Annotated in this window: 7 protein-coding genes; 1 reads left to right on the forward strand and 6 read right to left on the reverse strand. The window is 54.7% G+C overall.

From position 1 onward, the window contains the following. Positions 1-7: 7 nt before the first annotated feature. From HYS22_02950 to HYS22_02975, 6 genes are read right to left on the reverse strand one after another with little or no spacing between them, the layout of a single operon-like run. A complete protein-coding gene (locus HYS22_02950; GenBank protein MBI1909111.1) occupies positions 8-1,399 on the reverse strand; it encodes a GAF domain-containing sensor histidine kinase in 1,392 nt (463 codons plus the stop codon). Next, on the reverse strand, positions 1,347-5,522 hold the full coding sequence (locus tag HYS22_02955; GenBank protein MBI1909112.1) for a hypothetical protein: 4,176 nt from the start codon (positions 5,520-5,522) through the stop codon (positions 1,347-1,349). The genes HYS22_02950 and HYS22_02955 overlap by 53 nt, the downstream gene beginning before the upstream one ends. An 18-nt stretch (positions 5,523-5,540) precedes the next feature. After that, positions 5,541-6,725 carry a hypothetical protein gene (locus HYS22_02960; protein ID MBI1909113.1) on the reverse strand — a complete coding sequence of 395 codons (1,185 nt, stop codon included), beginning with the start codon at positions 6,723-6,725 and terminating at the stop codon, positions 5,541-5,543. Next, on the reverse strand, positions 6,726-7,592 hold the full coding sequence (locus HYS22_02965; GenBank protein ID MBI1909114.1) for a hypothetical protein: 867 nt from the start codon (positions 7,590-7,592) through the stop codon (positions 6,726-6,728). It lies immediately after the preceding gene. Between the two features lie 59 nt (positions 7,593-7,651). After that, on the reverse strand, positions 7,652-11,707 hold the full coding sequence (locus HYS22_02970; GenBank protein ID MBI1909115.1) for a hypothetical protein: 4,056 nt from the start codon (positions 11,705-11,707) through the stop codon (positions 7,652-7,654). Positions 11,708-11,747: 40 nt separating this feature from the next. Then, positions 11,748-12,269 (reverse strand): nicotinate-nicotinamide nucleotide adenylyltransferase, encoded by a 522-nt coding sequence (locus HYS22_02975; protein ID MBI1909116.1) that lies wholly within the window; start codon positions 12,267-12,269, stop codon positions 11,748-11,750. A gap of 38 nt (positions 12,270-12,307) precedes the next feature. Here HYS22_02975 and HYS22_02980 point away from each other — a divergent pair, with 38 nt between their 5' ends. Beyond that, positions 12,308-13,174, forward strand: coding sequence for an NAD(+)/NADH kinase (locus tag HYS22_02980; GenBank protein ID MBI1909117.1), 867 nt, complete (start codon positions 12,308-12,310; stop codon positions 13,172-13,174). Positions 13,175-13,176 lie beyond the last annotated feature (2 nt).

Below are 13,176 nucleotides of genomic sequence, written 5' to 3' on the forward strand. Positions count from 1 at the left end.
AATAGGGTTATGAAATCGCCTGACTGCGGATCAAGGATGGCTTTCTGGGAAGGGTAAAGTAAAACTCACTTCCAAAACCAACCTGGGACTCAACCCAGATACGACCGCCATGGAGCTCCACGATCTTCTTGGCCACGGCCAGTCCAAGACCGGCACCTGCCGCACCCCCCCTCTGGAGGGTTTCTCCGGCCTGCCCAAATTCCTCAAAAATCTTCTGCCGATCTTCGGGAAAAATTCCGCGTCCCGTGTCTTTGACACAAAATTTGACCATCTCCCCTGCTTTTTCCGTACGGACTTCAATCGTCCCCCGCTCCGTATGCTGAACCGCATTCTCCAGAATCCTTCTTAACAGATCTGAAATCAATTCCTCATCACCGTAAACCCAAGTGGATTGGAGTTTTTGAAACCATCGTATTCCCCTTTCCTTCATCTGCGGCTTTAGAGAAAGAAGAACTTCGTTTAAGAGACGGGCCAGATCCATTTTTTTGATCGGCATCTCCCGGGAGGTTTTCTCGATCGATGAAATATTCAAAATAGTCTCAATAATGCCCAAAAGCCTTTGCCCTGCTTCCCGCACCATCTGCAAATGACCCTTCTGTCCTTCCGTCACCGGTCCGTCAATCCCTTCCGCCATTGCCTGGGCAAGACCGATAATGTTGTGGAGGGGGGTGGTTAATTCGTGGGTGGTGCTGGCGAGAAAACCGTTTTTGAGTTGGGAGAGTTCCTTGAGACGGGTGTTCTGTCTTAAGATTTCTTCATAGAGAAAGGCATTTTCGATGGAGATGGTAATCTCTTGCGACAGGAGCAAAAGCAGGTCCCGATCTTCTTCGTCATAATCCACCTCTCTGCGGCCAAGACTGATCAATCCGAAAAGACCCGAGGCGTGATCCGCCCGAGGACGGATCAAAGGGACAAGGATCTCCGCTTGAAGTTCCATGTAGAGCCGCAAGGCGGCGCTTCGGAGATCACTAAAAAGAGCCTCTCCGGTCATTTCCTCCTTTTGGAGCGGTCTGCCCCATTGGGCCAGTTTTTTAAGAAAGGGGTGATCGATCGGGATGCAGTAGGAAAGGGGGGAACGGATCACCGCCGCCTTCAGGACAAACTGGCCTGTGGTCTCATCTCTCAGGAGAAGAGCCGCCCCCTGGGCATTGAACAGGCGACGGAGCGTCTCGGTAACCCTCGTAAACAGTTCTGACGGTTTTTGGAGAGAACGAATCGGGGAAAACGAGTCGCGAAAGACCTTTTTGTAATCGTGTTTTTCCCGTTGGGTGATCCTTGTTAAAATTCTCCGTAGGGCCACGTTGGTCGTATTGTAATGGAAAAAGAAGGAGGCCGCAAACTTAAAACTACTGGCAGTTGTCTTGACCGGACTGGTAACAGAACTCCAGGTCGAAACCAAGCCCCAGGGATCGTGGGGCGAAGGGGGTCATTTCAATAACAGGGGTGTGGATTTCGACATCCAGGATATTGAATTTTTCAAGGTTGTCGATCAGCTCCTCATTATCCTTGACCGTCTGGGAGACCTCTTCACCATGCTCTATAGCATCCAACCGGTCGTCACCGGTTGTTTCCCGGAGCTCGTCGATCGGGCGTGAGGGGATATTGACCTTGATCGTCTTCGGCTTTCCAATCGTGAGTGTCGAGAGGGCTGAATTAATCTTGTCCGTAACCCCTTGAGAAACCTGATGATCCGAATACAGGGAATTATTAGAACGGATCAAATTTCCACGGGTATCGACCGTATCCTCAATGAGGGATAATTTGAGATACGATTTTTCCTTGTCTGTAGTCAATGACGAAGCCCCAGGGACGGTTGCCAAGCCCGCTACCAACTCATACTCACCGTCTCTATTGGGAGTCGTCACCATCTGCAGGGTGAAAGTCAATTTTCCGGAAAGCGAGAATCGGGCCAGCGGCTTTTTCCCTTCTTCATGCTGGCACTCTGCCAGTTCGCTCAAGGCCTCGACACCTTGATGGCACCAGGAGAGCTTCATCCCGGTCCCATCCTCTTCAAAAACGGAAAGGATCGCGTTGGAGAGACCAACCTCAAGCTGGGCAGTGATCACCGGGGGGACCCCAGAACCGGTGTCGTGGGCGTCGGAACTGTTCAATAGTTTGGCAGTGATTCCTAGCCGGGGGTTCAGTGAAAGATGGAGAAGGAGCGGCGTCTGACCATCCTTCTCATCGGCAACAGCCCCGTCACCGTTAAAATCGATATCCGGAAACGCATTGGTTCCCAACACCTGCTCAATATTCAGGTCCAGTGGGAAACAAGGGGCCTTGTCCACACAACGACAGCTGTCCGGATCAATCACCTTGCCGTTGCGACAGCTCTTCTCACCGCAATTCGGGGCCGAATAGCGAAAGAGAGTTCCCTCTTTAACAATAAATCCCTCTTCCTCATCCCGAACGCGACCCTCTTTGTCGCGGCAAACCTTGCCTGCTTCTTCATAGTCATTCACGGCCTGGTCAAAATCATCCCTCAATTTTTTCTTGCTGATGTCCAGGAACGTCGGGTCATCCTTATCCACCTGGTAAAGAGCGGTGTTCACGGTATGCAGGACCATGTTCAAGGCCTCTTCATTGAGACTGATCCCCAGTTCCCGACCAAGGTCGCGGAGGGCATCAGGTGGCTGTTGGGCCAGACGGTTGGCCTTGGGTTCCTCATAGAGGGGACCAAAGGTGCCCAGATTGCCAAAGCCTTCCCGTCGGAGGCGTGAGGCCAGCCCTTCCATGAAGGTCTTGGCATCCTTTTCGGTCGTATCCCCTTCGTCATAGACACCGGCCGGCAGGATCAAGGCAGGGGCCGACAAACCAAGCCCCCCTCGGGTAGAAACAGGGTCTCCCGGCGGGATCACCCTCACCTCACTCGCCATAAAATCGGAGTAGAGGTCAAAGAAAAACTCCTTGCCAAGCCCCTTGAACGAGAACTGCTGGACCCGGTCGGTCTTGAACCGACCCATCGACTGAGACAGGCGGTTGGGGACGTTACAGGTCAGCATATTTTCCAGGGTTGATTTCAGTTGTTGCCAGGCATGTTGGTTCAGGCAGGTGGTATCCAGTCCGGAATTGTTCAGGCCGGCATCCAGTCTTTGCAGGGCACGACATTGACGCCGATTAATCGGTTGATGAGTACCGTTTTCATCCGGGGTCAGCATTTTAGGACGATCACAATCAAAGGCGATGGGACGATGCTCCAACCCCTGAAAGGAAACAATCGGCCAGCCCCCCCCTTCATCGACAATCTGATTAATCTTTGGCTTGATCCTCCCCCCTTCTTTGGCCAATTCCAGTTCCAGATTGAGCGTCAACCCCGTCAGCTGGACCTTGATCGGTATTGGGCCGACATCCAGACAGCGGTCACCCACAATCCGTCCCCCCTGTCGGTAGAGACTCCCTCCCCTTAAGGATGAGTCATAAGACTTCCCCTTGATATTATCGTAGTCGTCATCCATTTTCTGACCATCGGCATCAAGCGGGGCAGTGCACTTCTGACCCCCGGCCCCCTCCGTAGTCCCCTTGTCATCACAAAGACCGTCATTATCATCATCAATATCGGTTCCCGGATCGGCACGACCATCCCCATCGGTGTCGTCAAACATCATCGTAAACATATCTCCCCTCGCCTCTAAACGATCCAAATTGAGGGTCAGCCAGACCCTGTTCCGATTCAGGAGATAGAGACTACGAATCTTAAAATTGCCAACAGTCGGGTATTGGTCACGATCGGTCAGCGGGTAGAGTTTGAAGGTTTTCACAAAATCCTGCGTGGTATCGTCGTACGGATCATGATCATTCCCCTGGCACTGCAACACCTCGGAAGCCATTGGCTGGACCGGATCGAACACCTTCAAGAAGGTCTCCTGCTTGAATTCATCGGAGTTTAAGACCTTCTCAAGGGCTGACTTCAGGTCACCATCTCCATTCCCCTCAATAAATGGTTGGGAGATAAAGGCGGAAAGGGAGCGTTGGAGCTGTTGCCCGGCAACAGTGCCATCTTCGTTGAGGAGACTGTGGATCTTTCCGAGACCAAAAGACTCGGTCTTTTCCGTCAGGTTGCCACACTGATCATAGGCGTTGAAGGTGACGGTTGTCACCGGAAACCCAAAATTCTTTCTGCCGAGCCGGGCCTGAAAATGCCCATTCCCCTCCACACGACACATCCCGGTCAAGAGCTGTTGAAGAGTCCCGTCCCCCCCCTTTTTCTGTCTATTCCCCTTCTGGAGACAAATAGTATTGGGGACAACGGCAGCCCCAGGGATATTGGGGCAGTCGTCTTTATCGGACCGGGTGTCATTCAGACAATCTTCAGGGGCTATCGGAAAATCGGTCTCGGTGGAACCGTTCAGGCATTTTTTAAAGGCGATATCAACAAGGATATCCTCCACCCCCTCAGTGATCGGCTTGCCGTTCATCGGCCCCGCCCCGAGTTTCCTCCCGTCAGCGGAAAGATAGGTTACACAGAGGTCTGGTCCCTTGAGGGCGTTCTGAAAAGGGAGTATTTTGATCGTCGGTTTCGGTTCGGAAGGGTTCCTATCTGTGGCCCCATTGGTGGCAACGAGGGTGATCTCATTCTCCCCATCCCCCAGGGGTAATTCCACCAGGTGTCCCTGATTCTGATTTCCACAAGAACCTATTTCACGAACCGACTGGTAATATTCTTTCTTTAAATCGGTGCCTGAAATTCGTGAATGGTAACTATTTTTGACGCTACCTGTAACCGAGGCCATCGGCGTATCCGTTCCATCATCGGCGTAGACACAAACCTGCAGGCGGGCTGAATGGAGCCTGTCCGGTGTCTCCGTGCATCCTGAGGGGGAAGAAACAGTGAGCTGATAATCGTCCCCTCCGGAAGGATTGAAAGTCACTCGCTGGTCAGGAGACCCACTACCCAGAGAGATACCCCCCCCACAGGCCAGATTGGGTGACCCGTCAGGCATCGGATTGCACGGATCAACAGACAGGGTAGGAATCTTGTCCCGAGTCACCGTCCTCTCCACCAGGGCATCCGGCTCCTCTTCCCCTGTGTCAGAAATAAAACTGGCGATGACCCGAATGGTATACCGGCCTGTGAAGGGAAGAAGGGCGGAGGAGGCAAAGGCCCCGTCGGTATCGATGTCACGAACCGTATCCAGGATAGTCTGCGTGCAACCGGCCTGCTGATCCTGAGGCCCCTGACAAACCGCCGGATTTCTCTGATCCGGGGTCCGTTCGGCATAAATGTTGATCCCGGTAAACCTTTCATCAAAGGGTCGGAGCATCCCGGCAATCTGGACAGATCCTTCGGAGGTCCTGTAATTGTCCTGGGGTTCTGCAAGACAAAGATGGCCCCCGATGAATTTACTCTCATCCGGTCGGCCATCGGCATTGAGGCAATACTCGCGAGCCGTTATCCAGAGTTCCTGCCTGGTCTTTTTTGGGGATGATTTGGAACTGAAAAAACTTTTCACACCGCTACAGGCGGAGAGTCCCAGACCGAAGACCACCAGGATAACAGTCAAACTGTAGAATCTTTTTTTCATAGTAGATCTCATGCCTCGTTATTCCGAAACCTTTTTCCAAACGTAAATGACCCCGTCTTTGGCATATTCAAGGGCAACGGCGCTCAGAGCGCCCGTCGCACCGATCATCGCCGCATCATAATTTCTGTGGTCTCCTTCAGCGACGGCCACCGCCACAACAGCCGCCCCAAAAACGGTCAGGCGGGTGGCATGTTTGTTATTACCCCCAGTGATGACATCGGCAACACCGCCGGCAAATACCGGTACCGCCTGAGCTAACGCGGCATCAGCCGCTGGGCCGTCTGAAGCAAGCCCATAAACAATCTGGGCCCCGTTTTTGACCCCAACAACAGCCCAGGTAACCAGCCGACCCTCCTCCCAGCTCCCTTCCATCGCCTCTAACTCCGCCTCAACCCCGGGGCGGCTGGCGAGAACTCCCTCAAGGACGGCTAATTTAGAGGCGTCGGGGGCAAAGGCGCCGATCTCTCGTGTGTCCGCGACCCCTTGGGCTACCCGATGCACCACCATGGCAGAAACCAGCGACCGGGCGTAGAGATGGGAGAGTTCCCTGAAACTGAGGACCCCTCCCCTCTTCCCTGCCGCTTCAGTCGCTTGACCAGCGTTGAAATCACCACCCGCGGTTAACATAAAAGTAGTGTCTCGAGTGGGAAGCCGGTCCGCATAAGGGGCATCCGCATGCCGGATGGGAGTTTCGGTGAGAAGTTCAGCCCCCACGTAGGGAGAAACCCCACCTAGTTCGGGCCCCCTCAACTGATAGCCAGAACTAAGCATAGCAGAGACAACCCCGGTGTCTCCTACCTCTGTTCGGTACGCCCCCCAGGCGAGCCGTGCCGAGTCGGTCCCGTCCAGATGAACGATACCTCTAAAATTCCCCACTGGGGTGGCCCGGTTCGATCCCAAGACGCCCCGGATTTCTGGTTTAGCCTCGAGGCCACGGATATTGCCCCTCCGATCGGTCACAGGGAAGGAACTGAGGTCCCCCCCCGGTTTCACCTGGAGCCGAACATCAAAACCGGTCCTCTCTTCACAACTGCCAATCCTGGCACCGATATCAACGGGAATAAATCCAGGTTCGGTAAGCGCGGCAACGGTGGCATTTCCTTTGGCCTCGGACCCTGCCATCGAACCAAAAAAACCGGCCGCGGTTTCTCTCATGAAACCACCGCCGCTATACTCCAGTCTCTGAACGCAAGGCCAACCCATTTAGTGATCCCCCCGATACCGATGAACGGTGACGGTTGCCGTATACCCATCCGGATTGACCATGCTGGCCGATCCTGAATCCTCTGACAGCTCGACCGGGCCGACCTGGCAGGCGGCATCATCATCCACAGAAACCTCATTGGTGAAATCACCCTTCGCCTGACAAACCGTCAAAGCCCCTTCCTGTTGATACAGGGAAAAAACGCAACGGCCATCGACATCCTCAAGTGTTAATCCGTCGAGAACCCCATTGACAAGGGTCCCGCTGACAAACAATTGTTCCGTTGATTTGGATTGAAGGAGGCTCGCCTCCACCTCTAAGGCCTCAGCCTCATCCTGAAGTTCTTGAGCCCTGGCCCGTTCTTCTTCGTTGGCATCCGGGTTACTCCTGATTTCCTGGGCTTCGTCTTTCAGCTCCTTAATATGACTGAGCGTCGTGTCGGCCACATTTTGCGGGAGACAGGCGGCATGCCACCGGGCAACGCCGGAGAAGGCAAGACCGCCGGAGTCGGCGCTGGCATAGGCCAGATTGGTCACATCAAACTGCTGGGCCGCCGCAGGATCTCCCCCTTGGATCAAAAGGGTAAAAGACTGATAATCATTGGCTTGACGGGTTGCCGCCGGACCTGTCGTCGGGTCCTCAGAACGATCAACACCAACATTGGGATCTCTGTCTCTGGCAGAAGGCTCCGGGTGCGGAGGCAGACCGGTCTCTTCAACCTTGTCGTCGCCACACTTGACAGCCATTGCCCCAAAGGCACAACCAACCCCAATCCCGGCAAGGACACCAGGACCTGTCTCCCAAGTCAAGGCGGCCCCCCCGGCAGCACCCAGGAGACACCCCCCTAAATTGAACTCATTGCCCATTGAACTTCCCCCCTCTACTCAGAATTATCGGTACCCTCATGAAAAGGTTGCCCTCAAAATTATTGACATGACGCGTTGCTCCCTGGAGCCTCATTGGGGCCTCCAAGGCAGGCCTTGATGATCAGATAAATGACGCTGTTACTCGCCTCGTTCTGGTTCCCTCTCATCAAACCGATCCCGGCCAAGTCAAAATTGGGCCCGGCAAACCGGTTGGTCGCCGGGTTCAGGGGGTCCGTATCTCGGGCCGGCCGTACCTTGTCGAGGGTCGCTGTGTTATCAATATTGGCGGCATGATCGGTCCCGGCCCACATCCTGCGGCCATGGAGTGTCCCCGAGGCGCATTGCGAAGGGACGCCCCCTTCCGCACCGGCCACATAGGGAGGGAGCGGATTTGGCCCATAGTAAGAGAGACCATCGGTGGAATTAATAATGCTGTTGGTCACCACCGGATTCAGGATGGAACTATCCACCCCTCTTTCAAAACGGCCCGTTTGGGCACCGGTATTGAGCGGGAAGAATTCCCTCCTCAGGGTCGAGAGACGGGGGACGAGGGAAGGATCAACACACTCGGTCGTCAGAGAGATTTCAACCGTCACATCGGCATCCGGGACACGACGGGTCCTGAAAAGGGGCGTATCCGGGCTAAAGAGACGCAAGGTTGCGTTGTTCTTGAAGGTCATCTCTCCGGTCACCGGATCATAAAAACCTTTCAATGTGGCATCGGCGTTGGAAAGCGAGTTCCGGAGATCGTTCGCCCGTGTTATCGGGTGGAGGGCCTGGACAGGGGTATCCCCGCCACTGTAGGACCCATAAAAACCCCGGGAACCGTTGTTATAACTGGCATCCGGAGGAGTGCTGTTATCCAGAACGCAAGCCCCGTCATTGTACAAGAGGCAGCGTTTGGCCAGATAGGCCGAAAAGTACCGGCAGTTGGAGGTATGGCACTGGAAGGAGTAGAGAAACTCGCTGGTGCTCTCTGAAGAACCGGGGGCGTTAAAGAGACTGATCCCGCTGGGGCTCCTCTGGGAAATATCGGCAGGGACAGGGGTGTTCACCCCAGGGATACTGATCTCCCCGGCGGCCGGATTGACAGTCACGGCAATGGCGAATCGGTCGATAGCGGCATCGGGTGTCCCGGGTAAACCGTTCAGACGGGCCTTGGCCACTTGTCCTGGTGTAACGCTAGAGGCAATCCCAACCGCATTGGCAAGCTTGGGGGCGAATCCGGCAAAGATCCGACCGACATGAAGCGTCCCTGGACCATTGGGTCCCCCCATCGCCCCCTTCAGGTGTGCCGTAAAGTTGGCCGCTCCGGCAGACCGGAGTGAGGTTGCCTGAAAGACAAGGTTTTTATTCTTGATGGCAAAGGAAACCCCTGGATCATAATTGAATTGGACCGTCCCCACCTTTTTGCACCAAGCGGCCGCGCCGGCCTCTGTACAACGAACCGTACTGAGGCAGCGTGAACCGCCCGATCCCGGTTGCTCTGTACATGGTTTGAGATCAAAAGAGGCTGGCAAACCGGCATTCTTGGTAAAATCGAAATCGCCTTCAGACGTTGCGGGCACCGTTGTCACATGAAGGCTGTCCGCACCAGCACTCGCCTTCCCGTTCACGAGGTAAACGTCGCGAACAGTGCTGTCGGAACGGAGGCTGAAATCCCCTTCGGTAGCCGACGCCCCTTGAACCTTGTAGAGGCAACGACCGTTGGGGGCGATCAGATCGGCCGGTTTGGGGGCATTGGCACAGGTAGCGTCCGCAAAGGAATGAAAATCACTGATATAAATATGCGTGACGGCATCGGTCTGGGCATCCCGTACCCCCTTCATGTTAAAGGAAAACCCTCCCGTATTGGAACTGACCGAATACTGGGATTGATGGGTATCCGAGGCCCCCGCAGAGGTCGGGCAATAACGAAGGTAAAAGAAAACATCCCGGTCCGGAGTCGGCCTGACCGCCTGAATTTGGGAGCCACTAATCGCCGGGGCGGTCTGGAAAGTAACCCTTGGCGGACTGGAGGTAGGGTCCGCCTGCCTGATCTGGCCACGCGTAAAAAAGCCGGTGGCGTCAGACAGGGGTAAAGAAATCGCCCCGGCGTCAAGGACACCCAGATTGGCCACCCGGTACACCTTGCTCCGGCAACTATTTTGCAACACCCGGCCATAATCCGTCCTGTCATTAGCCGCAACCGGCACCGGTGATACCGCCCCGCAATCAGAACCATATTCCGAATTAAGGCAACTGGGAGGAGGCGGTGTCTCTTTGTTCACCTCGGAGAGGACCAGTTTCCCGGCCCGGGCACTTCCGGTCCCTTTAAGGGTCAATGTCAACCGGTTGCCCGAGAGGGTGAAGAGAGACTCACACGAACCAGAGGCATTGCAACCAGAAATCCCCTCCGTCGGTTTGAAGACAATTGGAACAGGAATTGACTCGCCCGGCGCGAGTTCGGTGGCCGCGAGCGTCCCTGCCAACTGGAAAGCCCCGTCGGCAGGGGTGATCACCGGCTGAAGGGAAAGATTGCCGGCAGTCGCCTCATTTTTGATGACAACGATTTCCTGAATCTCAAAACGGCTACGGACATCCGCATTGTTATAATACGGGTTGACGTCGGCTTCCTCTTCACGCGCACGATAGGGATGAATCTTAAAGGTAGTCGTGCCCGCGAAACCCTGGCTGGAATTTCCTGTGAGCGAAACCCCTTCCTCCCCTTCCGCAGAACTTCCACTCGCCGGCCATGAATGTTTGACAGAAAGGGCCAATTGCGGAGGAGTTGGCGGTTGCTCTCCGGAACCACAACTCGCCCGGATATCGGCCAGTGAGGTGACCGGTTCACCATTGGGGGTGGTCACATTCCCTTCGATATCGGCCGCGAGGGCGGCCCCCCCTAGTTCTGAATAGAGCTGGCCCCCAAAAGGTCCTGCACTCTGGTTGGAAATCGGCACCCCTGTCACAATCTTCAAATGGCTTGTATTCGTTCCGGCATCATAGCGAAGGGGGGAACCGGTAGTTGTTACCGGCCCGACAGGACTCTCATTCAGACCGGGCGGAGGAACCCCGGGCTGGATTGTCGCCGAACCGGTGGTGAGACTCAAACCACTCGGGTCGGCAATCGGTGTCTGGGGGTCATCTTCAAAGGGAGGAACAGCCTGAGGGCTTCCAAAAATTCTGGTATCCGTAAAGGGATTGAAATTAAGATCAGCAATCTCCTGGGCATTGACCGCATTGTAAAAACGGACGCGGAAATGAAGGCCGTTGAGATTCTCAATCCGGATGGACCCTCCCTCTTCAACGCATGTCCCCTGGGCCGTCAGACCGCTAAAATCCCCTTCTCCCTGACCCGCATCAATCTGTAAAACCGCATCCAGGGCCGTATTTGCCACATTATAATTGGGGAAATCTTTCGCCTCTAAAAAGACGCGGCAACGAGCCGGGTCGGAGAGATCAAATTTCAGCTTGACCGGCCCGTCGGGAAAATATTGGAGCGTGTTGACCCTCTTTTGCCCTGGCGTTTCCACACAGGTCTTGTGGCCATAACGGTGGTCTGTTACCGGATTGGGCGGGTTGGCACAACAAAAGAGGTCCGAATGGATACTGGGGTCGTAATTGCCTTCGTCGGGATCCAAAAAGTAATCCCTGCAGGCCGCGGGAATATCGTACTTGTCGGCGACTGGACTGTCCCCCTTGAGAACCAGGGTGGCCTCAAAATTGACAGCACAGGTACTGACACAGGTACAGGTCGTGGTATCGAGTGAGTGATCGGCATCACAACTGACCCCCGGGCAGGTCGTTTTCGGGGCACGACACTCTCCCGTGGAGAGATCACAAACTTCACCCGAGGCACAATCCGCATCGGCCTGGCAGGCGGCTGACTTTGATTTTTGTGAGAGAAAACAAAGACCGGTGACGACATCACAACTCTCCCCGGGGTTACAGTCTTCATCGACCGCACATTTGTTGTCAACGGTGCGCGGCCCCTCACTTCCGGATCCTTCCGGACCACCAGGACCAAACTGGAAAGGGTTATCCCCTCCCCCCGAGCAACCGCCGAGGGTCACCAAAACCAAAAGAAGGTAAAAAAGAGGACGGATCCCCCTGAAGATCTTGCCTGACATCATCACCCTTTTTATCGGTGAGGTCTTACAAAAGGTTGCTCGTTTAATAAATTGAATGTTGCCCAAGATAACGACACACCGAGTCAGGAACCAGCCCTGTCAAATCCCTTCCCAAGGCCGCCTTTTGACGCACCTCCGTGCTGGAAACATCGGGAATCGAGGAGGAGGGACCCCGGGGGATCCTGTAAAGAGTAGCCCGTTTTTCGATCTCTTCAAACCCCCGCCACTCCCCCCTTTTTTGGTAATTATCCTCCCCGATCACCAAGGTCCACTCCTGTCGCGGGTATTTTCGGCACAAATAACGGAGGGTCTCCACCGTCCAGGAACGGTCAAGATGGAGCCTCCGTTCAATATCCTGAAGACGAACTTTTTTCCCAAAAGGGCGAAAGGCCAGCCGGCAGAGCCGAAACCGTTTCCAAAAAGGGAGCGATTTCTTCCCCAAGGGGTGACGCCAGCAAGGGATGATCCAAACCTGATCAAACCGTTTTTCCAAAAGGTGTTCCACAATCCCGACGTGGCCCCTGTGGGGGGGATCAAAGGCACCGCCAAAAAGGGCTATTTTCATAGTTGCCTCGTTCCTCCCGCCGTTATAGGCCATAGAGCGTGAAAATCAACCGCGTTCTCCTCGTTTACAAGAAGAGCTCCTATCAACGGCATGCGTTGGACAGCAAAGATGAACATTTTATCCGGCTCCTCAGGAAAAAAAATGTCGCCTTCTGGCAGTCGAAGGAAACCCATGACCGTCACATGGAGACCCTGCTCTCCGTTAAAAAGGACCTCAAGGCGCTGGGGATTCGTTATGATGTCAGGCTCCGCTACCACCTTCGTCCCCTCCCTTCTTATGACCTGGTCATCACCATTGGCGGGGATGGCACCTTTCTGGAAAGCTCTCATTTCCTCCGGGGTGGGCTCCTCATGGGGGTCAACTCAACACCAACCGCCTCGGTTGGTTATTACTGCCGAACCCAGGCCGGGAATTTTTCTGAAAAGATACGGCGTCTTCGGGAAGACAAGGCAAAAATCAAGCCCCTTCACCGCCTCCAGGCCAAGGTGAATGGCCGAAGGGTCGGCCCTCTTTCATTAAACGACATCCTTTTTACCAATCGCAGTCCGGCCGATACCAGCCGCTACCTTCTCAAAATCGGGCCACGACGGGAGGAGCAAAAGAGTTCCGGAATCTGGTTCTCGCCATCCCCCGGTTCGACGGCGGCCACGCTTTCCGCCGGAGGGCGAAAACTCCCACTTTCCTCGACAAAATTTCAGTACGTCGTCAGGGAACTTTATAAAGAAGAAAAAAAACGATTTCGACTGCTTAAAGGAATCCTTGGATCACGAGAAAAAGCCGGCCTCATCAGCAATATGAAAAATGGAGCCCTCTACTTTGACGGCCCTCACTTCTCCTACACCTTAAAAAGGGGGGATGAGGTAACGATCTGTCAGGCCCTGGAACCGATCCGCGCCGTTTGGTAGCG

Source organism: Deltaproteobacteria bacterium, assembly GCA_016177765.1.
Taxonomy (GTDB): domain Bacteria; phylum UBA10199; class UBA10199; order JACPAL01; family JACOUP01; genus JACOUP01.

Coding starts and splice junctions, on each gene's coding strand:
- HYS22_02955 (MBI1909112.1), bottom strand. CDS start 5,522: ATGAAAAAAAGATTCTACAGTTTGACTGTTATCCTGGTGGTCTTCGGT.
- HYS22_02960 (MBI1909113.1), bottom strand. CDS start 6,725: ATGGGTTGGCCTTGCGTTCAGAGACTGGAGTATAGCGGCGGTGGTTTC.
- HYS22_02965 (MBI1909114.1), bottom strand. CDS start 7,592: ATGGGCAATGAGTTCAATTTAGGGGGGTGTCTCCTGGGTGCTGCCGGG.
- HYS22_02970 (MBI1909115.1), bottom strand. CDS start 11,707: ATGATGTCAGGCAAGATCTTCAGGGGGATCCGTCCTCTTTTTTACCTT.
- HYS22_02975 (MBI1909116.1), bottom strand. CDS start 12,269: ATGAAAATAGCCCTTTTTGGCGGTGCCTTTGATCCCCCCCACAGGGGC.